This window comes from Corynebacterium sp. HMSC055A01, from assembly GCF_001809405.1.
Taxonomy (GTDB): Bacteria; Actinomycetota; Actinomycetes; order Mycobacteriales; family Mycobacteriaceae; genus Corynebacterium; species Corynebacterium hesseae.
Window position 1 is genome coordinate 1 of sequence record NZ_KV797597.1, and the last position, 21,075, is coordinate 21,075.

The window sequence follows — 21,075 nt, forward strand, 5'->3', positions numbered from 1 at the left end:
CGCAAATCCACACGAAATGTCCCTTAAGCCCCCCTGTGTGACCAGTTTGGCCGAACGCGAAAAGCGCCCAGCGTTTCCGCCGGGCGCCTTCCACTTATGCTGTGGAGCATAGGAGAATCGAACTCCTGACCTTCTGCTTGCAAAGCAGATGCTCTACCAATTGAGCTAATGCCCCATTGTTCCGTGGTGGGCCTAGCTGGAATCGAACCAGCGACCTCATCGTTATCAGCGATGCGCTCTAACCGACTGAGCTATAGGCCCTTGACCGGAACGAGTAGTTACTCTACATAGGACCGGCGATCTATTACAAATCGCCTGGTCATATGTAGTTTTTCTCGGTGATATTCGCTAGTTATACGGTTCGTCTTGCAGTCGAATCTTGAATCCGCCGAATACGTCCACGATGGCGTTATAGATTACCGCCATGATGGGCGCCAGGATGGTCATCAGCACAGCGATGATGGCACCAAACAGAGCGGCCGCAGAGACGACCAATCCGAAGGAGACCTCAAAGCCGCCGCCAACACCGCCGACGAGGCTATTGAAGGAATCCCAGATGCCCGCCTGGTCAAGGCCGACGTACAACAAGCACACGGCAATGAGCCAGGCAACGAGGCCGACGAGGGACATGGCCAAGCCAACGCGGAACGCCGACATGGGCGAAATCCGGGCTAGGTGAAGCTCTCGTCCAATCATGGGTTACTCCTCGTCCTTATCGGCATCCTTGCTGTCAGCTTCGTCCTGCTGGGAGTCTTCCCCAAGCTTGAGGTGCTCAGGCTTGACGTCCTCCACGGACTTCTCGCCCTTGGCTACTGCCTGGGCGTCTTCCTCACCATCATCCTCAACGTTGCGGTCAATGGCCAGCAGCTCGACGTCGTCAGCCAGGTTGACCAAACGCACGCCCATGGTGGCGCGGGAGCTCGGGCGAATCTGGTTTACCTCAGTGCGCACCACGCCGCCGGCGGAGGTGATGGCGAAGATCTCGTCGTCCTCGTCCACAGCGATAGCCGCAATGAGCTTGCCGCGCTTCGGGGTGTACTTGAAGGTCATCACGCCGAGGCCGCCGCGGCCCTGCGGGGTGTACTCTTCGATGGCCGTGCGCTTGCCGTAGCCGCCGGAGGTGGCAACCAGGAGGAACTGACCGTCGTTGACCACAGACATGGACAGCAGCTGGTCATCGCCGCGGAAGCGCATACCCTTCACGCCGGCGGTAGCGCGGCCCATCGGGCGGAGCTGGTCGTCGTCGGCAGTAAAGCGGATGGCCTGGCCCTGCTCAGAGGTGAGCAGGATGTCATCGCCCTCGTTGACCAGCTGGGCGCCGATCAGCGCATCGCCCTCGTTGAGGTTGATGGCGATGAGCCCAGCGGAACGTGCGGACTCGTAGTCGGTGAGGCGGGACTTCTTCACGCGGCCCTGCTGGGTAGCAAGGACCAGGTAAGGAGCGTCCTCATAGGACTGAATCTGGATGACCTGGGCGATCTTCTCCTCCGGCTGGAACTCCAGCAGGTTGGCCACATGCTGGCCGCGGGCGGTGCGGCCGGCCTCCGGAAGCTCGTAGGCCTTGAGGCGGTAGACGCGGCCGAAGTTGGTGAAGAACAGGATCCAGTCGTGCGTGGAGCAGACGAAGAAGTTCTTGACAATATCGTCCTGCTTGAGCTCCGCGCCGCGCACGCCCTTACCACCGCGCTTCTGTGCCTTGTAGGCATCCACCTTGGTGCGCTTGGCGTAACCGGTAGCGGTGATGGTGACAACGACATTCTCGCGGGCAATGAGGTCTTCATCGGACACGTCACCGGAAGCGGCGACGATCTGGGTACGGCGCTCATCGCCGTACTTTTCGACGATCTCCTCCAGCTCATCGTGGACGATCTGACGCTGGCGCTCCTCGCGGGCCAGGATGTCCTTGAGGTCCGCGATGATCTCCTCGATCTCCGCCAACTCATCAATGATCTTTTGACGTTCCAGGGCAGCCAGGCGGCGCAAACGCATGGCCAGGATGGCATCGGCCTGGATCTCGTCGACGCCGAGAAGCTGCATCAGGCCGTCACGTGCCTCCTCCACCGTCGGGGAACGGCGGATCAGCGCGATGACCTCATCGAGCATGTCGAGCGCCTTAACCAAGCCGCGCAAGATGTGGGCGCGCTTCTCCGCCTCATCCAGGCGGAACTGGGTACGGCGGACGATGACCTCGATCTGGTGAGCAACGTAGTAGCCCAGCATCTGATCGAGGCGCAGGGTGCGCGGCACGCCATCGACGATGGAGAGCATGTTCGCGCCGAAGGAGGTCTGCAGCTGAGAGTGCTTGTACAGGTTATTGAGCACCACGCGAGCCACGGCGTCACGCTTGAGGGTGACCACGATGCGCATACCCACGCGGTCAGAGGACTCGTCCTCGATCTTGGCGATTCCGGCGATCTTGCCGTTGACCACGGACTCCGCGATGTTGGAGATCATGTTATCCGGGTTGACCTGGTAGGGCAGCTCAGTGATCACGATGGTCTGACGGTTGCCCACCTCCTCAATGGAGGTCACACCTCGCATACGGATGGAGCCGCGGCCGGTGGTGTAGGCATCCTTGATGCCTTGGTCGCCCACAATGAGGCCCGCAGTCGGGAAATCTGGACCCTTGACGCGCTCCAAGCACGCAGCCAAGGCTTCTTCCTCAGAAGCATTCGGGTTATCCAGCAGCCAATAAATAGCCTCCGCCAACTCGTTGAGGTTGTGCGGCGGGATATTGGTGGCCATACCGACGGCGATACCGCCGGAGCCGTTCATCAGCAGGTTCGGAACGCGGGAGGGCAGGATAGTCGGCTCCTGCGTCTTGCCGTCATAGTTCGGCGCGAAGTCGACGGTATTCTCGCGAATATCGCGCACCATCTCCATGGCCAGCGGCGTCATACGGCACTCGGTATAACGCATAGCTGCCGGGCCGTCATTACCGCGGGAGCCGAAGTTACCTTGGCCGTCGACCAGCGGATAGCGCATGTTCCACGGCTGGGCTAGGCGCACGAGGGTGTCGTAGATAGCGACGTCACCGTGCGGGTGGAACTGGCCCATCGTGTCCGAGACTGGGCGGGCGGACTTTACGTAGCCGCGATCCGGGCGGTAACCGGAGTCATACATGGCGTAGAGGATGCGGCGGTGAACCGGCTTGAGGCCGTCGCGCACCTCCGGCAGGGCGCGGCCGACGATGACGGACATGGCGTAGTCGATGTAGCTCGACTCCATCTCCTCATTGATGTCAATTGGTTGGATGCGATCGAAAAGATCACCGTTATTGTCGCTCATAACGCCCTATCCTACCTTCTAGGGCCGTATAAGGCCGTTTGTGGCACAGCTGTGGTATCACGATGATACCATGTCCTCTATGGCTATGACGCTGCGCCTGACCCCGGACCAAGACCATGCGCTGACCTTGTTGGCTTCCGCGCAAGGAACCTCCAAGCACGAGGCGGTGGTCCGCGCCGTTGTTGCGGCGGCTGCGCGAACCCTCACCGATGCCGCCGTACAGGACACCGCGCGCCGGCTGCTGCCTGGGCGTTCAGAATTAGAAGCGGAGATCCGCCAGGCCCGAGGCGCACGCCAGTGAACGTGGAACAACTGCTCCTCATCGCCCGTGAGTTTTGTCGAGCCCATCGGGTACGGATTAGTAATTTCGCCGCACTAGCCGCCGCGGCCGCCGCGAGCACGGCCACCATTGAGGGAATTGCCGTTCATGGCAACCGCGATGCGGCGGCGGAATCACTGGAGACAGTCTTGCGTTCTGTCCCCGCGCTCAGCGGAAAGAATGAAGAATTCGCGCGATTTTGCGCCGAGGTCTATCTTTCTGTTGCAGAAGTTATGTAAGTTAAACATGATATAGAAGTCTCTATTCCCTTGTAGGAAGGAATCCCCCTATGCCCTCGAAGTCTTTGAAGAAGTTCCTCGCCGCCGGTGTCGTGGCTACCACCCTCGCCACCGCCGCAACGCCGGCTGCGAGCGCTAAGACCGCCGACAATGACTGGCAGAACAACCTCAACCCCGACTTCGAGCAGGGCGAAGCCGGCTCCTCCCTCACCGGCTCCACCCCGATCGACATGACGCTCATCATCGGCGGTAGCATCGCCGCCGCAGCGGCACTGCTCAAGCTAGTAGTGGATAACGTCCCGGCACTGCGCGCCCAGGTAGACGAGTTTGCCGCCCAGATCGGGATGGCCGGCTCCTCCGGTTCTTCTGAGAATAGCCGCCTCTACGAAGGTGGCCTCGACTTCGACCTCGAGCGCCTGGCCCGCACCAATGGCTTCCCGGAGATTGCTGACCAGCTCGCCGCGCTCAAGGCGGGATCCACCGCACCGGCACAGTAAGCTCGCCTGTATGACAAACCTCACCCAGCTTCTCCAATCCCCTACCCGCAACGCCGTAGTGGCGGACTTGGCCACGGCCGCCGATGACACCGTCTCTTCGCTCTCCGGCATTTCCGGAATGGCCTTCAAAGGCGCTTTAGGCGCCGCCAAGAAGGCAGATTCAAAGGTCTTGTCCAAGGGAATCAACCAGATGCTTCCGGAGCTGCTCAACAGCCTGGATTCCTATTGGAAGGAATTCGAGGGCTCTGAGCAGTCTGACTTCGGCACCTACCTGGACGGGCGCAGCGCTGAGATTACCGCCGCCATCATGGCAACCGCGGACAAGGCCGCGGAGAATGTGAACGCGCCTGGCATCGCCCGCACCTACAAGTCACTGCGCGGCAAGGCCTCCTCGATTCTGGAGCCCAACGTCGCGACCATCGGCAGCGTTCTGCAGCGCCATATGGGTACTGTTTAGGCGCCTGCTTAACGACGAAATAAGACCAGCACCTCATATGAGGTGCTGGTCTTTGCGGGTTTTGGGCTAGCGTTTAGACGTCGAGGAAGCGTACGTCCTTCGCACGGCGGGTAATGAAGGAGCGGCGAGCAGACACGTCATCACCCATGAGGATGGAGAAGAGCTCGTCGGCGCGCTGGGCGTCCTCCAGATCCACACGGCGAAGCACGCGGGTGGTCGGATCCAGGGTGGTCTCCCACAACTCGGAGGCGTTCATCTCACCCAGACCCTTGTAGCGCTGGATGCCGTCATCCTTGTTGATCTTGCGTCCCTGCTCCAGGCCCTCAGCAAGCAGCTTGTCACGCTCGGCGTCGGAGAAGGCGTAGCCCGGCTGGCCCTTGCCCCACTTCAGCTTGTACAGCGGCGGGTTAGCCAGGAAGACGTGGCCATCCTCAACCAGCTGCGGCATGAAACGGAAGAGCAGGGTCAGCAGCAGCGTAGCAATGTGCTGGCCGTCGACGTCAGCATCCGCCATGAGCACGATCTTGTCATAGCGCAGCTTGGAAATGTCGAATTCTTCGTGGATGCCGGTGCCCAGGGCCGTAATGATGGCCTGGACCTCAGCGTTCTTGAGCACCTTGTCCATGCGGGCCTTTTCCACGTTGAGGATCTTGCCGCGCAGCGGCAGGATGGCCTGGAACATGGAATCGCGGCCGCCCTTGGCGGAACCGCCTGCGGAGTCACCCTCCACGATGTAGAGCTCAGAGAGCTTTGAGTCCTTGGAACGGCAATCCGCCAACTTACCCGGAAGGCCACCGAGGTCACCGGCGGACTTGCGGCGTACCAATTCGCGCGCCTTTCGTGCCGCCACGCGGGCGTGCGCAGAGGACACGGCCTTGTTGATGATGACCTTGGCCTCAGCCGGGTTGGCATCGAACCAATCGTTGAGGTGCTCGTTAACGGAGCGCTGGACAAATCCTCGAATCTCCGAGTTACCCAGCTTCGTCTTGGTCTGGCCTTCGAACTGCGGATCACCAACCTTGACGGAAATGACGGCAGCAAGGCCTTCGCGGCAGTCTTCGCCGGAAAGGTTGCCATCCTTTTCCTTGAGGAGCTTGTGCTCCTTGGCATAGCGGTTCATCAGGGAGGTCAGCGCCGCGCGGAAGCCTTCCTCGTGCGTGCCGCCTTCGTGAGTGTTAATGGTGTTGGCGAAGGTGTGGACGGACTGCTTGTAGCCCTGGTTCCACTGCAGCGCGATTTCCACCTCATGGTCCTCACCCTTAACGTCGAAGGCAACGATGGTGGGGTGGATGGCGGTCTTGTTCTTGTTGAGGTGCTCAACATAGTCCTGCAGACCGTTTGGGTAGTGGTAGGTGACTTCCTTCTTCTTTTTCTTGGAGGCCTGGTCTTCGTCACCGTCGGCAGCCTCAGTGGACTCCCCCTTCTCATCCAAGCTGCTCAGGCTCACTGGGGCATCGCCAGCCTCGGCGATCTCCTCCAGTTCGGCCTGTTCCTTAGAGATGGCGCGCTCATCGCGCAGCACGATGGTCAGGCCCTTGTTCAGGAAGGCCATCTCCTGCAGGCGGCGAGCGATCGTGTCGTAATTAAACTCGACGGTCTCAAAGATCTCCGGATCCGGCCAGAAACGGATGGTGGTACCAGTACCGCGAGCATTATCGCCTTCCACGAGTTCATCCGGGATGGCGTTGTTGAAGTTCTGGTACCAGTGCTTGCCGTCGCGCTTGATGTCTGCCTCGACGCGAGTGGACAAAGCGTTGACCACAGAGATACCCACGCCGTGGAGGCCGCCGGAAACGGCATAGGATTCGGAGTCGAACTTACCGCCGGCATGCAGCTGGGTCATGACCACCTGGACGGTGGGAACGCCAGAGGCGTGCATCTCCACCGGGATACCACGGCCGTTATCGATAACTTCGATGCCGCCGTCTTCGCGGAGGGTGACGATGACCTTGTCGGCAAAGCCCGCCATCGCCTCATCGACGGAGTTGTCAACGATCTCCCAGATCAGGTGGTGCAGGCCACGGGCACCGGTAGAACCGATGTACATGCCGGGGCGCTTACGGACGGCTTCGAGGCCCTCCAGAATTGTGATTGACCCCGCATCATATGCGTGTTGTTCAGCCACGGATTCGTGTTCTCCTTTTGGCTAGAGCTAAATCTAAGACTCTAGCCATTCTACACTGTGTCCCCCCACGCAAGGGCACTGCACGCCCGTGAGAGCCCCAAATTTGCGTGAATTTCGCGGTCACCCAAAATCAGCCATACGTATCTTGCGAACCTTGCGGCTTGACCCATTGGCGGCCCTCATAGTTGCGGTGCTGCTTGGGGCCCTGAATGTGCAGCTTAACCACCACGTCCGGGCCGAGGCGATCAGCAATCTTCTGCAAAATGGGGCGCTGCAAGTAACGCAGCTCGGTGGCCCAGCTGGAGGAATCACACGCCACGTAGACAACCTGGTCCTTGATGGTGAGCGGCTGCGTATGCGCGGCGATGCGCTCGCCGACAAGGTTTTCCCAATTGCCCATGACCCAACCATGAGCCAATTCGTGTTCCCAGCCGCGTTTGCCAATCTCTCGTTGAATCTGTGCGCCGAGGCTAGGGATCTCGAGGCTGCGGCGCCGGCGGCGGCCATCGGGTCCGCTCGGCCGGCCACGCCGATACGGCGTTGGCTGTTGCTCCGAAGGAGTCGGCGTCAGGTTCATCTTGGGAGCCGGCTTGTTGAGCTTCGGCGGGTTCTTGGAATTACTTCGCGTGCGCTCGAAGAGCGCCTTGACCGGATCGAAGTCCTGCTCAGTCATCCTCGTCACCGCCCGCCGTATACGGAGTGATCTCGGAGATTCGGCCCTCGTCGGTGTCGCGCACTGTGACCGTAAAGCGTTCAATGGGCTGCAAATTTCCAGGCAAATCCTCATCCACCGCCGCAGTAATGAGCACCTGCTCCGCACCCGCGGCGAGGTGAACGAGCTTTTCGCGCCTTTTCGCATCGAGCTCGGCGAAGACATCATCAAGGATGAGAATCGGATCAGTGCCGTCTTGGCGCAGCAGGTTGACCTCCGCCAGCCGCAAGGAGATGGCATAGGACCAGGTCTCGCCGTGGCTGGCAAAGCCCTTGGCGGGGCTCGTGCCAAGGTTGAGCACCAGATCGTCGCGGTGCGGGCCAACGAGCGAGATGCCGCGTTCGATCTCTCGTTGACGCTTCGTGGCAAGCTCGGTGAGCATCATGGCCTCGATAACCTCGCGGTCTGAGATGTCCACGGTGGATTTGTAGTCAATGGCGGCCGGTCGCGACTCCGGGGCGAGCCCGGCATAAGCGGCGGGAATGTGCTCGCGGAGTTCGTCGACAAGCGCTAGGCGTGCCTGAATCACCTGCGCGCCGAGGGAAGACAGCTGCGTATCCCACACGTCGAGAGTGGCCAGCGCCGAGGCACCGTCACTGTCGCTGTAGCCCCGGCGCAAGCTTGGCGACGCCGACTTCAACAAGGCATTGCGCTGCTTCAGGACCTTGTCATAATCAGCTTTCACTCCCGCCAGGCGTGGCGTGCGGGAGGCAATGATGTCATCCAAATACTGGCGGCGTGCTGCAGGTTCGCCGCGCACGAGGGACAAATCCTCCGGGGAAAACAACACGGTTTTCACCACGCCAAGTAACTCGCGCGGGGACTTCAGGCGCGTGCGGTTGATCTGCGCCTGGTTGGCCGCGTGGGGTTTGATGAGCAAGTGCGCGGTGAGCTCTCTGCCCTGGTTCACCGCGGTGGCGGAGATGCGGGCATTGTGCGCGCCGTGGCGCACGAGGGGGGCATCGTGGGCCACACGGTGCGAAGAAAGATGCGCGGTATACCCGATGGCCTCGACGATATTGGTCTTGCCGAAACCGTTGCGGCCGACAAACAGGGTGATCCCCGGTTTCAGCCTGAGGGTGAGCTCGGGCCAGGAGCGGAAGTCCCTGACATCGAGATCGCGAATGTACATATGGCCTAGCCTGGCAAGCGCACCGGCATCAAGAGGTAAGTGAAGTCAGTCTCCGGGGTAGGAAAAGAGCCGTCTTCGTTGGCCGCCGGCAGCTCTTCCGGCTCCGGAATCATGATTGCCGGGCGCGAAGGTTCGGTAAATCCAAAGACCACGCGGTCCGTGTGGACCACGGCCAATCCATCCTTGAGGTAGGACGGGTTGAAGGCGATGACGAAGTCCTCACGGCCGTTGAAAGCACAAGGCAGGGATTCGCTTGCGCGGCCGGAGTCCGCACCGGCTGCCAAGGTCACCTCGCCTTCGCTAAATTCCATGCGGATCTGCGCATTGCGATCCGTCAACAACGAGACGCGGCGAATGGCTTCCTGGAGCGGAGCAACCTCGATGCTGGCCATGGCGCTGTGGGTCTTGGGCAGCAAGGGAGCAACGTTGGGGAAATCCGCGTCCAGCATGCGGGTGGTGGTCTCGCGGTTATCCGCATGCAGGCCGAACAGGCCTTCGGCAGCGATGTTCTCACCCGTGCCCACGGCGATTTCAACCGGGATGTTGAGGTGCGTATCCAGGGAACGGCCGGTCTCCTGCAGAGTCTTGGCCGGGACGAGGAGCTTGGCCTGGACATCAGGAGATACCGGCTCCCACTCGAAGGTGCGCATGGCCAAGCGGAAACGGTCCGTCGCCGTCATTTCCACGTGAGAACCATTGATGTCGATGTGCACGCCGGTGAGCATCGGCAGGGTGTCATCCTTGCCGGCGGCGGCAACGACCTGGCTGATAGCTTCCACGAAGAGCTGCGGGTTAATGGTGCCGGTGACCTCCGGCAGGACAGGGAGCTGGGGGTAATCATCCAGCGGGATGAGCGGCAGCTCGAAGCGCGAAGAACCACAGGTCAACAAAACCTTGTTATCCTCCTGCGTCATCTCAATTTCCTTGTTGGGCAAGGAAGCAACGATGTCAGAGAGCAACTTACCGGCCACGGCGATGCGTCCCGGCTCATCCACCATGCCGGCGATGCGCACGCGGGTGGAAACCTCGTAGTCGAAGCCGGTGAATTCCAAACCATTGTCATCCGCGGTGATCAGCATGGCGCGCAGTACTGGTTGGGTGACCTTCGAAGGAAGGCTGCGCGCGACCCACGCTACGGCGTTAGCGAGATCATCTTTGGCAACGCGAAATGACACGGACTGCTCCATGATGGTGAGACGCTCCTCTAGTTGCGGATGGAAGATTCTTGCAAGCTCACTCCAACTTACAGGATCGGTGCCGAAGCACAGGATTTTGTCATTCACCTTCCCTGCTTTGCGATTCAAGCGCGCGACCGTGCAGGGCGCCGACGAATCACACACATCCTTTTTCTTCTTGGTTAGGGAGAAAACAAAATAGGAGTAGTAATAAGCGCTGTGGGATCTGTGGACAACCCGCTAAAAGCCAAGCTCTTCACGGTGAAACGATCTGTGAGTCAGGGTGTGGGATCACTGTGATCAAATGACAAGAAATGTGAGTAACTGGGTCGGGGTCAAAGTTATCCACAATTCATCCCCAGATCTGTCTGCGCTGATCACAGGGTTAATCACAAGGGCGATGACCCTTCTGATCTGCTGTGGAAGAAGAAAACGTGATGAGGATCTACAAATTACAACAATGAAATTACACAGCTGTGAATAACGGTGTGGATAACTTTTGGGTGGATCGCAAAGACGCCCCTACCCACGCCCGCGGGGAGGAAATTGCGGGAGGTGGGCAGGGGCGTCGCCAAGCGCTGCGTGGTGTTAACGCTGGTTGTGGTTCTTCACGCGTTGGGTTAGGGCCTGGATCTCGTCGTACGTGTTGCGGTTCTCAGTCATCTCCTTACGGATCTTGCGGTCCGCATAGATGACGGTGGTGTGGTCCTTGCCGCCGAATTGATCACCAATCTTCGGCAGGGAAAGTTCTGTGAGCTCGCGGCACAGATACATGGCCAGCTGGCGGGCGTGGGCGACGGCGCGCTTCTTACCAGAACCGCGCAGGGTATCCACGTCGATGTCGAAGTAATCCGCTGTGACCTCGATGATGGCCGCTGCGGTGATCTGGCGATCCGCAGAATCCGGGGCCAGATCGTGCAGGGCAATCTCCGCCATCTCCAAACTGATCGGTTCATTGACCAGGGAAGAATACGCAGAAACACGGATGAGCGCGCCCTCCAGCTCGCGGATCGAGGATTCGAAGCGAGAGGCGATGAGCTCGAGGACCGAGCGATCGACGTCGGTCCCGTCCGCGGAGGCCTTCTTCATGAGGATGGCGATGCGCGTTTCCAGGTCTGGCGGCTGAATATCCGTAATCAGACCTCCCTCGAAGCGTGTGCGCAAGCGATCCTCCAGCGTGGTCAGTTGTTTCGGAGGGCGGTCGGAGGACAAAATGATCTGTTTATTGGCCTGGTGCAGCGCATTGAAGGTGTGGAAGAACTCCTCCTGCGTGGACTCCTTACCTTCGAGGAACTGGATGTCATCGACCATGAGGATGTCCAGGTTACGGTAGCGACGCTTGAAGGATTCCTGGCGGTCATCACGCAGGGAATTGATGTAGTCGTTGGTGAATTCCTCCGAGGAAACGTACTTCACGCGCAGGCCCGGATGCAGGACCTGGGCGTAATTGCCGGCCGCGTGCAGCAGGTGGGTTTTGCCCAAGCCGGAGCCGCCCCAAATGAAGAGAGGGTTATAGGCGCGGGCGGGGTTTTCGGCCACGGCCACGGCGGCGCCGTTGGCAAAACGGTTGGAGGACCCGATGACGAAGTTTTCAAAAGTGTGCTTCGGGTTGAGGGACTTTTCGCGGTTCGGGTTGTGCGCCGGTTCCTCGCGCGGGATGCGCGGCCCGGTTGCCTCGGGGTAGCCGCTCGGAACGCCGCTTTGCTGATCGCTGTAGTGCTGCGCCAACTCATCCAAGCTGGCCGGAGAATGCGCAGTGTCCCAGGAGCGCGGTTGATGGTGGCTTGGCGTCTCTGGCTGAGCAGATGGAGTGGGCGGCATGGGCTGCTGGAAAGCCTGTGCCTGGTGCCCCATGCCGTGCTCGGGGGCCTCGGTTTGGATAGGGCGCTGGGGTGCGGGCGCTTCAGGCGTTTCTTCGTGAGCCGGCTGCGGCGGCGCCGCAATGGTCACGGCCAAAGAACAAGGGCGCCCCATATGCTGCGACAAGGTGCGGGTGATGTACTCCCCCAGCTCGGCCTCGATGACATTCTTGGCGTTCTCGTGCGGGGCGGCGATCAGCGCGTAGCCATCACCGATCATGATGGGTTCTACAAGTTGAAGATTGAGGCGCTGGCTATGGGAGAAATTGGGTACGTCCGAACTTGGTTGTTCGGACTGAGCCAGTAAATCACTGACCACAGCTTTCCAGCTGGCCCGGAGGGCTGTTTGCGGATCAGACAAAACGCCTACCTTCTGTGTAGCTACAGTTCACGCGGTGTCATCGGCCGGGGCCGGCCACACCTACTCGGTTCCCTGAAGAAGAGGCCTTGGGAGCTGAGTATTTACTGCGTGACTGTGGGTTGGGGATCGGGGATGGACGGATGGATGAGGAGAGATACAGGATGAGAAATCACATGAAGTTGTAATTTCCACCGAAGATTCCACACGATGTTTTGGTGCGTAACCTCGGAATCCACAAAGTTATCCACAAGTGTGGATAGGTGGTTTATCCACAGCCTATCTCATAGCTGTGGATAACTGTACATCGGCTCCTCAATGCAGTTAACCTGCATAAACAGCGAAAGTCTCAAGTCTTCATTGAGAGTTATCCACACCCTGTGGGTGACTGTGGAATTCGATTCCTCAGTTGTACCGCGTTATGGGGGCGCTGTCTAACGCACTTTTATGCGCGCTCGGCACGGTGGCGCCAAGCGCGGCGCAAGAACGGCGAGAGGGGGCGCTTGCCGCGCAGCATGTGGGCAAAAAGTGGCGTTCTAGCTGCGGATAAAAACATCTTTGTAATTTCGGGGACACCCAGTGTGTCGATTTGTTTCGCGCACTATCTGTCACGTAACCTGTGATGGTCTATCGCAACAGTGCATGGTGCACATGTTGCATGTGGGAATGCCTCGCCACGCCTCACGGCGCTTCACGTGCGAAGCCACATCCCCACGTACACCATTCATCAGTGGATGTTTATGCCCACCGTCCTCACCGGCGTGTGGCTGTGCCATCCACCAACAACTTCAAGGAGTTAATCGTGGCAAAGGGTAAGCGTACCTTCCAGCCGAACAACCGTCGTCGCGCTCGTAAGCACGGCTTCCGTACCCGCATGAGCACCCGCGCTGGCCGCGCCATCGTCGCCGCTCGTCGCAAGAAGGGTCGCGCTAAGCTCACCGCTTAATTCATGCTTCCAGCCCAGCACAAGCTCACGTCCCCGAGACAATTTCGGAGGACCATCAAGGGCGGGCGCCGGGCGGGCACGCGCACTGTCGTCGTGCATTTGCGCTTTAACGACGGTGAAGACGACATCGCGGCCACTGGGCCGCGGTTCGGCCTCATCGTGTCGAAGGCCGTCGGGAATGCCGTGGTTCGCCACCGCACCTCCCGGCGGCTTCGTCATGTGTGCATGTCCCTCATGCGCGAAGGCGTCAACGGTACAGTAATGCCCGCCAATGTTGACATTGTTATCCGCGCCTTGCCCGCTAGCGGTAGTGCCACCAGTGAGCGCCTTGAGCGTGATATCCGCAAAGCGCTAAGCACATGGGATATCTGAACTCTCAAGGAGAGGAAATTCCTGAAGCCCGCGGGTTCGGGAGAGTCCTAGTTCACGGGGTGCGCTTCTACCAAAAACACTTGTCAGGCCTTAAGATGGTCTCCACCTGTCGTTTTGAACCGACGTGCAGTGCCTATGCCCTCGAAGCCATCTCCATCCATGGAGCCTTCAAGGGGACGGGCATGGCCCTCGCCAGGTTATGCAAGTGCGGTCCCTGGCACCCGGGCGGGTTTGATCCGGTACCGACCAAACAACAACTGAGGTAAACAACTCTCGTGCTTAATTTCATTTATTGGCCAATTTCAGCCGTCCTGTGGTTCTGGCATTGGCTCTTGAGCTTCGTCCTTGATTCCGCATGGGGCGGAACCTGGATCATCGCCATCGTTCTTCTGACATGGACGCTCAAGGCCATCATGGTCAAGCCGACCATCACGCAGCTGCGCTCTTCACGCAAGATGCAGGAGATCCAGCCGCAAATTCAGGAACTGCGCACCAAGTACGCCAATGACCAGACCAAGGCTGCCCAAGAGATGCAGCGCATCTACAAGGAAGCCGGCGTTCGTCCGGTGGCGGGCTGCCTGCCGATGTTCGCGCAGATCCCCATGTTCATTGGTCTGTTCCACGTGCTGCGCTCCTTTGACCGCACTGTTGCCGTCGCCGGTGGCATTGGGCACCCGGCGGGTGAAGCCATGTCAGAGGAGATGAACGCCTCCATTGCGAACTACATCTTCAAACCTGAGCTGGTGAAGCAGTTCGTAGACGCCAAGATTTTCGGTGTCCCGCTCGTGGCCAACCTGCGCCTCAACTCCGGTCTGGAGATTGTTAAGGAAACCACCGCCGCACAGGCGGCCTTCATCATCGTGCCGCTCATCGCCATCATTGCGACGCTGACCCACTTCAACGCCCGCATGACGTTGAACCGCCAGGAGGCTCGCCGTGCCGCCGGCAAGACCGCTACCCCGCAGGGCCAAAATGCGGAGATGATGCAGCAGCAGATGGCCATGATGAACAAGATGATGCTGTGGTTTATGCCGGCAATGCTGGTGTTCTCCGGCTTCATCTGGCCCATCGGCTTGCTCTTCTACATGCTGGCCAACACCGTGTGGACCTTCTTCCAAACTCGCATCGTCTACGCCAAGATGGACCGCGAGGAAGAAGAAGAGGCAGCTGCCAAGGCTGAGCTCAAGCGCACTTCTGCCCCGAAGCCGGGCGCACGCAAGAAGGATCACCGCTCTAAGAAGCAGCGCCGCAAGAACAACTAGAACGTAACCCAGGAGTTTTCACAGTGACTGAATCTGTGTCCGACACTGTGCCACTGGACCCGTCTGACGTCTTCGGATCGCGTCTGCCGCTCGCGCAGAAATACCACGATTCGCTGGCTACGGACGGGTCCACCCGTGGTTTTATAGGCCCCCGCGAGGTCCCGCGCCTGTGGGAGCGCCACCTCATTAACTGCGCCGTGGTCGCGGAGGTAATGCCGCAGGGCGCCACGCTTATCGACGTCGGCAGTGGCGCCGGCTTGCCCGGCATCCCGCTCGCCATCGCACGTCCCGACCTGAAGATCACTCTCATCGAGCCTTTGCTGAAGCGCTCCACTTACCTCAACGAGGTCGTCGACCTGCTGGGCCTCGACAACGTCACCGTCATCCGCGGCCGCGCCGAGGAAGGCCCGGTGAAAAAGGCCGTTAAGGGTGCCGACATCGTGACCTCCCGCGCGGTGGCCCCGTTGGGCAAGCTGGCCAAGTGGTCCCTGCCGCTGGTTCGCAAGGGCGGAGAGATGATCGCTCTCAAGGGTTCCTCGGTGCACGAGGAGCTGGAGCGCGACGCCGCCGACATCAAGCGCGCCGGTGGCGGAAAAGCCGAGGTCATGACCATCCACGGCACCACCATTATCCGTGTCCCGCGCGTGAACTAAAGTAGACGGCATGACTCATCCTCGTCTTATCACCATCGCGAACCAGAAGGGTGGCGTGGGTAAAACCACCTCCGCCGTCAACCTTGCCGCCGCGCTCGCTGAGGCCGGCAAGAAGGTCCTGGTGATCGACTTGGACCCGCAGGGCAATGCCTCCACCGCGGTGGGCGCGGAGCACACCTCCGGCACCAAATCCAGCTATGAGGTTTTGTTGGGTGACTGCAGCGCGGAGGATGCGATGCAGCACTCCCCCGACGATGAGAACCTCTACTGCATCCCCGCCACCATCGACCTCGCCGGCGCGGAGATTGAAATGGTCTCCCTGGTTCGCCGCGAGTTTCGCCTGTATGACGCCCTGCACAACGGCTTCCTCGAAGAGCATGGCTTTGAGTACGTTTTTATCGACTGCCCGCCTTCCCTGGGCCTGCTCACCATCAATGCGATGACGTGCGCAGAAGAGGTCATTATTCCCATCCAGTGTGAGTACTACGCCCTGGAGGGCGTGGGCCAGCTGCTGGGAAATATCTCCATGATCCGTGAGCACCTCAACGAGGATCTGCACATCTCCGGCGTGCTGCTCACCATGTTCGACGCCCGCACCAAGCTGGCAGAGCAGGTGGCCAATGAAGTGCGCGAGCAGTTCGGCGCCGTCGTCTTAGGCAACGTCATCCCGCGCTCCGTTCGCGTTTCGGAGGCGCCGGGTTATGGTAAGACGGTTATCGCTTATGACCCGTCGTCGACAGGCGCCCGCGCCTACGCCGCCGCCGCACGCGAGTTGGATAAGCGCGGGGACTACACGCCGCACCCCACCACGGGTGCCATTGGCGTGAGCCCAGAGATTTTCGCGGAATTGGAAGGATAGGACACCGTGGCAGATAAGAAGGCAGACCACAAGCCGGAGCAGCGCCAGGGCGGTTTGGGCAAGGGCTTGGCCGCGCTCATCCCGTCCGGCCCGGGTGCGCCCTCCCGCAAGCCACGCTTGGGAGATTCCGCCGCAGATATCATTCTCGGTGCGTCCACCGGCGCTCCTAAGGATGCCGGCACGAAAAGGGTGCAGGGTGCGCCCACTATCCAGCAATCCTCGGGTTCGAAGAAGCGTCAGGCCAAGCCTTCGGTGATTGGTGCGACTTACCGCGAGATTTCCGTCGGTGACATCATGCCCAACCCGAAGCAGCCGCGTACTGTCTTCGACGAGGATGACCTGGCCGAGCTGGTCCACTCCATCAAGGAATTCGGTCTGTTGCAGCCGGTCGTGGTCCGGCCTTCCGAGGAGGGCGGCTTCGAGCTCATCATGGGTGAGCGCCGCTGGCGCGCCTCTTCCAAGGCGGGCCTGGCCACCATCCCGGCTATCGTCCGCGATACCAAGGATGATGACCTCCTGCGGGACGCTCTGCTGGAGAATATCCACCGCGTGCAGCTCAACCCGTTGGAAGAAGCACACGCCTATCAGCAGCTTCTTGAAGAATTTGGGGTTACCCAAAATGAGTTGGCTGACCGCATTGGTCGCTCGCGCCCGCAGGTGACCAACATGATCCGCCTGCTCAAGCTGCCGGTGGACGTGCAGAAGCGCGTTGCCGCGGGTACGTTATCGGGCGGTCACGCCCGCGCGTTGCTGGGCCTGCCGGATGCAGAGGCCATGGAGCTCATTGCCAACCGCGTCGTGGCCGAGGGCCTTTCTGTGCGAGCCACCGAGGAAGCCGTCACCCTGTACAAGCGCGATGGCAAGCCAGCCGAGCCAACCAAGAAGCCCGCTGCCCCGCAGCCGCAGTTCTTTACGGACTCTGCCGAGCGCTTGGCCGATCGCTTCGACACCAAGGTCACCGTCACCATGGGCAAGCGCAAGGGCAAAATGGTCGTCGAATTCGGTGACCAAGAGGACTTCGAGCGCATCCTAGCGCTCATTGAGGGCAAAGAAGGCAGCTAGCTCACCATGCTCGTTCAGGCCGTCAAGGAAGGTGTTGCTATCAACCCCTTGGCGGCCCGATCTATTTTTTGGGAGATGAAAACCACGGTCGCTGACCCTGCATTTGAAAAGGAAGCGTGGATCAGCGCCACCCTGCTGCGCTGCGGCGAGTGCGGTTTCACCGTGGGCGATGAGGCCACGGTCCTCTTCTGCCCGCCTGAGCTTGCCCCCGGTGCGGCCAAGCTGCCCACCTCCCCCGTCTCGGAGGATGCGGTCCTGGTGACTTCACTATTTGTAAAGCCGCACCGCGCGGCGAAGGGCTTGGAAGCAGTGCTTCTCGACGCCACCATCATGCACCTCACCTCACGCGAGGCTAGCGCCGTTGAGGCCTTTGGCTTTCGTGATGCCCGCCAGGCCGAAGAGCTCCTTCGCGAGAAACCCGCTCGCATTGGCCTGTTACCTGTGGAGACGCTGGAGTCCGCCGGTTTCATGGTGGTGCGCGATCACCCTATTACCCCACGCCTGCGCCTCGAGCTTCCACCAGCTTTCGACCTGCTGACCGCAGCCGCGGTGGAGGACCTCCTCGCCCGCGCTTTGGCCTAAGCCCTTTAGGAAGAGCGCTCGGCGCGCAGCAGCTCGTCGAAGCGATAGGTGCCAGTCACGGCGGTATCCTCGTCCAAGAGGTAGAGGCGCTTGACGGAGACGACGATGGCCTCGGCGATGTCATCGCGGCGGTCCGGGTTGGTAAGGATAGCCACGTCCTTGGGGCTGGTCAGGTAACCCAGCACGACCTGCACCACCGGCATTTGCGTCAGGCGCAACAACGCCCACGTGCGGCCGTGGTTGCGGCAGTTACCCAGCTCGGTACGGGCAACGATCTCACGCTGGATGAAGCCGGAGAGCGTCTCACCGATGAGGGAAGAGTTGCCGGATTCCGACCCAAAGTAGAAGGTGGCTACGCCGTTGGCCTTCTCCGTGGGGTATTCATCGCAGGCCAGTGAAATAACCAGGTTGGCGTCGAATGCATTGGCCATGTCTGCGCGGTCACGGATCGATGGGTCATCGTTGCGCGGGCGGGAGATGATGGTCTCCATGCCGGCGGCGATCATGCGCCCGGCAACACGCTCGGCCAAGTCCCAGAGGATCTCCTCTTCCGTGATGTTGCCGAAGCGTCCCCTGACCGTGCGGCCCTTGTTGAGGCCACCCAGGCTGGGGTCGATCACAACGCGCTTGCCGGCCAGCTTTGGCCCGGCATTGCGCACGCGCTCGCGTTCCTGGATATTGTGCGCCGAGCCGCCAGTGATACGCCGACCCAGCAGGTTGAGGGCGTTAATGGTGGCAGGGCCACAGATCCCGTCACTGCGCAGGCCAGAGTTGAGTTGGTATTCCGCCAGCGCCGCGTAGGTGCGGGCACCGAAATGGCCATCGATGCGTTCTTGGTAGAAGCCAAGCTCCTGCAATTGTTCTTGGAGCTGTGCTACGTCATCGCCCACCTGCACGTTGCCCGGTTCATAGGCCAGAACGCGGGCGCCCAGCGTGTAGGAAGCCTGGCGCAGCTCGCGCAGAGTGAGGTCATCAATATCGCCGCTAGGCACGATGCCGCGGGATTGCTGGAAGGCCTTGAGGACCTCGGCCAAATTGTTATCAAAGTGCTTATCGGCTTCGGAGTACTTTTGCTTCTTCCAGTCGGACAACGTCCCCTGGTAGTCAGTCATCAGGCCGAGGCGGGCAAGGGTTGCGCGTGCTTCGGCGACCCGAACGCTCTGGTCACCTACACGTAAAACGCGATTCACACCTACCCCTTTCGTGATCAAGGAGGCGCACCGCAGTGCGCCATCAACGAGTTAAAGAATACCAGTTAGAGCTGTTTCTTTATCTGCGCCACGATGTCGGCCTTGGAACGCAGGCCGACGAACTCGTCGACCTTCTCACCATTCTTGAAAATCAGCACGGATGGGATCGACATGATCTGGAACATGGCACCCAGGGTGCGCTCCTCGTCCACGTTGACCTTGACCACGGAGACGTCATCATCGAGTTCTTCGGCGACCTCTTCGAGAATCGGGGACAACTTCTTGCACGGCCCACACCATTCAGCCCAGAAGTCCACGACGACGGGCTTGCCTGCCTCCACGACGTCCGCGCGGAAGGAATCAGTAGTGACGTTCTTAATGTTGCTCATGTGACTACTAACGGTTATCGGCGAGGAAATGTTCCGCATCAATGGCCGCGCGGCAGCCGGAGCCAGCCGCGGTGATGGCCTGCTGGTAGTGGTCATCCACCAAGTCACCGCAGGCAAAGACACCAGGCAGCGAGGTCTTGGTCGAAGGCTGTTCCACTACGACGTAGCCAGCCTCATTGGTGGCCACCTGGCCCTCGAGGAAGCCGGAGCGCGGGTCATGGCCAATCGCCACAAACATGGCGGTGACATCGAGTTCGCTGGTTTCGCCGGTTAGGGCGTTCTTGACCTCCAGGCCGCCAACCTTGCCGTCCTTATCCAGGACGCGCTCAACGGTGGTATTGGTCAGCCACTTGATCTGTGGGTTCTCCTTGGCGCGCTCCAGCATGATCTTGGAGGCGCGGAAGTTCTCGGAGCGGTGGATGATCGTTACGGTTTCGGCGAACTTGGTGAGGAAGGTGGCCTCCTCCATGGCGGAATCGCCGCCGCCGACGACGGCAATGTTGTGGCCCTTGAAGAAGAAGCCATCGCAGGTGGCGCAGGCGGACACGCCGCGTCCAGCGAGCTCGGATTCACCCGGAATGCCCAGGTAGCGCGGCGCTGCACCGGTGGCGAGGATGACGGTGCGGGCCTCGAAGACCTCGTCACCGACGTGCAGCTTCTTTACCTCGCCCTCGAGTTCGACGGAATCGACAACCTCCATGCGCAGGTCCGCACCGAAGCGGATGGCCTGGGCGCGCATTTCTTCCATGAGCTCTGGGCCCATGATGCCCTTCTGGAAGCCCGGGTAGTTCTCCACCTCGGTGGTGTTCATGAGTTCGCCGCCGTATTCAAAGCCCTCGAAGACGATGGGATTGAGCTCGGCACGTGCTGCGTAGAGTGCTGCGGTGTAGCCGGCGGGGCCGGAGCCGACGATGGCGACATCGTGGATGGTCACAAAAAACTCCCTTGAGACGACAATTCTTGGACAGAATCTGATTCATGTTCGCGCACATCGCGCGAAAGATAGTGTGATTCTACTCGGCCTCAGTCTATCGCCGCACGCAGCACTTGCCGAGCCCGGGCTCGCCGCGACTTCACCGTGCCTGGCGCAACGCCCTGCACTTTGGCCACCGCATCGATGGGATAGCCTGCAACATCGGTCAGGTACAGCGCTTCTCGCTGGTCCTCGCGCAACGTCTCCATCGCTTGGGCCACCGTGATGCGTTCCGCCAAGTTCTCACTGGGATTGTGCGCGAGTGCGTAGTTGCGGTCATCCTCAATGATCTCCGCATCCAGGGAGGCGTTCTCTCGGTTGGAGCGATGGTTGAGGAAGTCATAGCCGGAGTTCATCACCAGCCTGTGCAGCCATGTGCTCAGCGTGGCATCGTGCCGGTAGGAGGCCATGTTGCAGCTGGCCTTGAGCAGTGCCTCCTGCACGATGTCCTGCGCATCATCATCGTTGCGCGTGTAGCGCCGCGCCATGGCCGTCAGGCGCGCACGGTGCTTCTCGACGATTGCCGAAAAGGCCTTAGTATCTCCGCCGATGAAGGCGTCGACGAGTTCACGATCGGTCGGCTGAGCTGACAAGAAGAATCCCCCCGGAAACTTGAGCAATGACAC

23 protein-coding genes and 2 tRNA genes are annotated in these 21,075 nt (G+C 60.4%); 12 read left to right on the forward strand and 13 right to left on the reverse strand.

Going from position 1 to position 21,075, the window contains the following annotated elements:
• Positions 1 to 102: 102 nt before the first annotated feature.
• The 4 genes from HMPREF2604_RS12160 to gyrA form a co-directional block, all read right to left on the reverse strand.
• Positions 103 to 175, reverse strand: a tRNA-Ala gene (locus HMPREF2604_RS12160).
• Positions 176 to 184: 9 nt separating this feature from the next.
• Positions 185 to 261, reverse strand: a tRNA-Ile gene (locus HMPREF2604_RS12165).
• A gap of 87 nt (positions 262 to 348) precedes the next feature.
• The gene (locus HMPREF2604_RS12170) at positions 349 to 696 is read right to left on the reverse strand and encodes a DUF3566 domain-containing protein (RefSeq protein ID WP_070563718.1); all 348 of its coding nucleotides are present in this window, start codon (positions 694 to 696) and stop codon (positions 349 to 351) included.
• Between the two features lie 3 nt (positions 697 to 699).
• A complete protein-coding gene (gyrA, locus tag HMPREF2604_RS12175) occupies positions 700 to 3,288 on the reverse strand; it encodes a DNA gyrase subunit A (protein ID WP_070563715.1) in 2,589 nt (862 codons plus the stop codon).
• Positions 3,289 to 3,367: 79 nt separating this feature from the next.
• Here gyrA and HMPREF2604_RS12180 point away from each other — a divergent pair, with 79 nt between their 5' ends.
• Genes HMPREF2604_RS12180 through HMPREF2604_RS12195 form a run of 4 tightly spaced genes read left to right on the forward strand, consistent with a single transcriptional unit; the run spans position 3,368 to position 4,800 of the window.
• Positions 3,368 to 3,589: a CopG family transcriptional regulator gene (locus HMPREF2604_RS12180; RefSeq protein WP_070533755.1), complete on the forward strand. Its 222-nt coding sequence runs from the start codon at positions 3,368 to 3,370 to the stop codon at positions 3,587 to 3,589.
• Entirely contained in the window at positions 3,586 to 3,846 is a 261-nt protein-coding gene (locus HMPREF2604_RS12185) for a cell filamentation protein Fic (protein WP_070563712.1), read from the forward strand. Before HMPREF2604_RS12180 ends, HMPREF2604_RS12185 begins: the two co-directional genes overlap by 4 nt.
• A 50-nt stretch (positions 3,847 to 3,896) precedes the next feature.
• Complete coding sequence (locus HMPREF2604_RS12190) at positions 3,897 to 4,343, forward strand: hypothetical protein (protein WP_070524948.1); 447 nt, start codon at positions 3,897 to 3,899, stop codon at positions 4,341 to 4,343.
• A gap of 10 nt (positions 4,344 to 4,353) precedes the next feature.
• Positions 4,354 to 4,800 (forward strand): DUF6918 family protein, encoded by a 447-nt coding sequence (locus tag HMPREF2604_RS12195; RefSeq protein WP_070563709.1) that lies wholly within the window; start codon positions 4,354 to 4,356, stop codon positions 4,798 to 4,800.
• 73 nt (positions 4,801 to 4,873) lie between these two features.
• Here HMPREF2604_RS12195 and gyrB read toward each other — a convergent pair whose 3' ends face one another.
• The 5 genes from gyrB to dnaA all read right to left on the reverse strand — a co-directional run bounded on the left by gyrB (position 4,874) and on the right by dnaA (position 12,164).
• Complete coding sequence (gene gyrB, locus HMPREF2604_RS12200; RefSeq protein WP_070521954.1) at positions 4,874 to 6,925, reverse strand: DNA topoisomerase (ATP-hydrolyzing) subunit B; 2,052 nt, start codon at positions 6,923 to 6,925, stop codon at positions 4,874 to 4,876.
• Between the two features lie 130 nt (positions 6,926 to 7,055).
• Positions 7,056 to 7,598 (reverse strand): DciA family protein, encoded by a 543-nt coding sequence (locus HMPREF2604_RS12205; protein ID WP_070563706.1) that lies wholly within the window; start codon positions 7,596 to 7,598, stop codon positions 7,056 to 7,058.
• A complete protein-coding gene (recF, locus tag HMPREF2604_RS12210; RefSeq protein ID WP_070565620.1) occupies positions 7,591 to 8,769 on the reverse strand; it encodes a DNA replication/repair protein RecF in 1,179 nt (392 codons plus the stop codon). The genes HMPREF2604_RS12205 and recF overlap by 8 nt, the downstream gene beginning before the upstream one ends.
• 5 nt (positions 8,770 to 8,774) lie before the next feature.
• Positions 8,775 to 9,956, reverse strand: a complete 1,182-nt coding sequence (dnaN, locus tag HMPREF2604_RS12215) for a DNA polymerase III subunit beta (protein ID WP_070563703.1) — start codon at positions 9,954 to 9,956, stop codon at positions 8,775 to 8,777.
• Between the two features lie 576 nt (positions 9,957 to 10,532).
• Positions 10,533 to 12,164, reverse strand: a complete 1,632-nt coding sequence (dnaA, locus tag HMPREF2604_RS12220; protein WP_070565622.1) for a chromosomal replication initiator protein DnaA — start codon at positions 12,162 to 12,164, stop codon at positions 10,533 to 10,535.
• Positions 12,165 to 12,963: 799 nt separating this feature from the next.
• On the opposite strand from dnaA, the gene rpmH reads away from it, so the two are divergent.
• From rpmH to HMPREF2604_RS12260, 8 genes are read left to right on the forward strand one after another with little or no spacing between them, the layout of a single operon-like run.
• Entirely contained in the window at positions 12,964 to 13,107 is a 144-nt protein-coding gene (gene rpmH / locus HMPREF2604_RS12225; RefSeq protein WP_003847033.1) for a 50S ribosomal protein L34, read from the forward strand.
• A gap of 3 nt (positions 13,108 to 13,110) precedes the next feature.
• Positions 13,111 to 13,479, forward strand: a complete 369-nt coding sequence (gene rnpA / locus HMPREF2604_RS12230) for a ribonuclease P protein component (RefSeq protein ID WP_070565624.1) — start codon at positions 13,111 to 13,113, stop codon at positions 13,477 to 13,479.
• Positions 13,467 to 13,745, forward strand: a complete 279-nt coding sequence (yidD, locus tag HMPREF2604_RS12235; RefSeq protein WP_070444526.1) for a membrane protein insertion efficiency factor YidD — start codon at positions 13,467 to 13,469, stop codon at positions 13,743 to 13,745. The genes rnpA and yidD overlap by 13 nt, the downstream gene beginning before the upstream one ends.
• A 9-nt stretch (positions 13,746 to 13,754) precedes the next feature.
• Positions 13,755 to 14,741 (forward strand): membrane protein insertase YidC, encoded by a 987-nt coding sequence (gene yidC / locus HMPREF2604_RS12240; RefSeq protein WP_070565626.1) that lies wholly within the window; start codon positions 13,755 to 13,757, stop codon positions 14,739 to 14,741.
• 23 nt (positions 14,742 to 14,764) lie between these two features.
• Positions 14,765 to 15,394 carry a 16S rRNA (guanine(527)-N(7))-methyltransferase RsmG gene (rsmG, locus tag HMPREF2604_RS12245; protein WP_070524939.1) on the forward strand — a complete coding sequence of 210 codons (630 nt, stop codon included), beginning with the start codon at positions 14,765 to 14,767 and terminating at the stop codon, positions 15,392 to 15,394.
• Positions 15,395 to 15,404: 10 nt separating this feature from the next.
• A complete protein-coding gene (locus tag HMPREF2604_RS12250; protein ID WP_070521927.1) occupies positions 15,405 to 16,253 on the forward strand; it encodes a ParA family protein in 849 nt (282 codons plus the stop codon).
• A gap of 6 nt (positions 16,254 to 16,259) precedes the next feature.
• Complete coding sequence (locus HMPREF2604_RS12255) at positions 16,260 to 17,315, forward strand: ParB/RepB/Spo0J family partition protein (RefSeq protein WP_070521924.1); 1,056 nt, start codon at positions 16,260 to 16,262, stop codon at positions 17,313 to 17,315.
• A gap of 6 nt (positions 17,316 to 17,321) precedes the next feature.
• Positions 17,322 to 17,897, forward strand: a complete 576-nt coding sequence (locus HMPREF2604_RS12260; RefSeq protein ID WP_070563689.1) for a hypothetical protein — start codon at positions 17,322 to 17,324, stop codon at positions 17,895 to 17,897.
• Positions 17,898 to 17,902: 5 nt separating this feature from the next.
• On the opposite strand, the gene HMPREF2604_RS12265 is transcribed toward HMPREF2604_RS12260, so the two are convergent.
• The 4 genes from HMPREF2604_RS12265 to HMPREF2604_RS12280 all read right to left on the reverse strand — a co-directional run bounded on the left by HMPREF2604_RS12265 (position 17,903) and on the right by HMPREF2604_RS12280 (position 21,042).
• Positions 17,903 to 19,087, reverse strand: a complete 1,185-nt coding sequence (locus HMPREF2604_RS12265; protein ID WP_070521917.1) for an N-acetylmuramoyl-L-alanine amidase — start codon at positions 19,085 to 19,087, stop codon at positions 17,903 to 17,905.
• Positions 19,088 to 19,152: 65 nt separating this feature from the next.
• Positions 19,153 to 19,476, reverse strand: coding sequence for a thioredoxin (gene trxA, locus HMPREF2604_RS12270; protein ID WP_070521914.1), 324 nt, complete (start codon positions 19,474 to 19,476; stop codon positions 19,153 to 19,155).
• Positions 19,477 to 19,483: 7 nt separating this feature from the next.
• Positions 19,484 to 20,410, reverse strand: a complete 927-nt coding sequence (trxB, locus tag HMPREF2604_RS12275; protein ID WP_070521911.1) for a thioredoxin-disulfide reductase — start codon at positions 20,408 to 20,410, stop codon at positions 19,484 to 19,486.
• Between the two features lie 89 nt (positions 20,411 to 20,499).
• Positions 20,500 to 21,042, reverse strand: coding sequence for an RNA polymerase sigma factor (locus HMPREF2604_RS12280; RefSeq protein ID WP_070533756.1), 543 nt, complete (start codon positions 21,040 to 21,042; stop codon positions 20,500 to 20,502).
• Between the last annotated feature and the right edge of the window lie 33 nt (positions 21,043 to 21,075).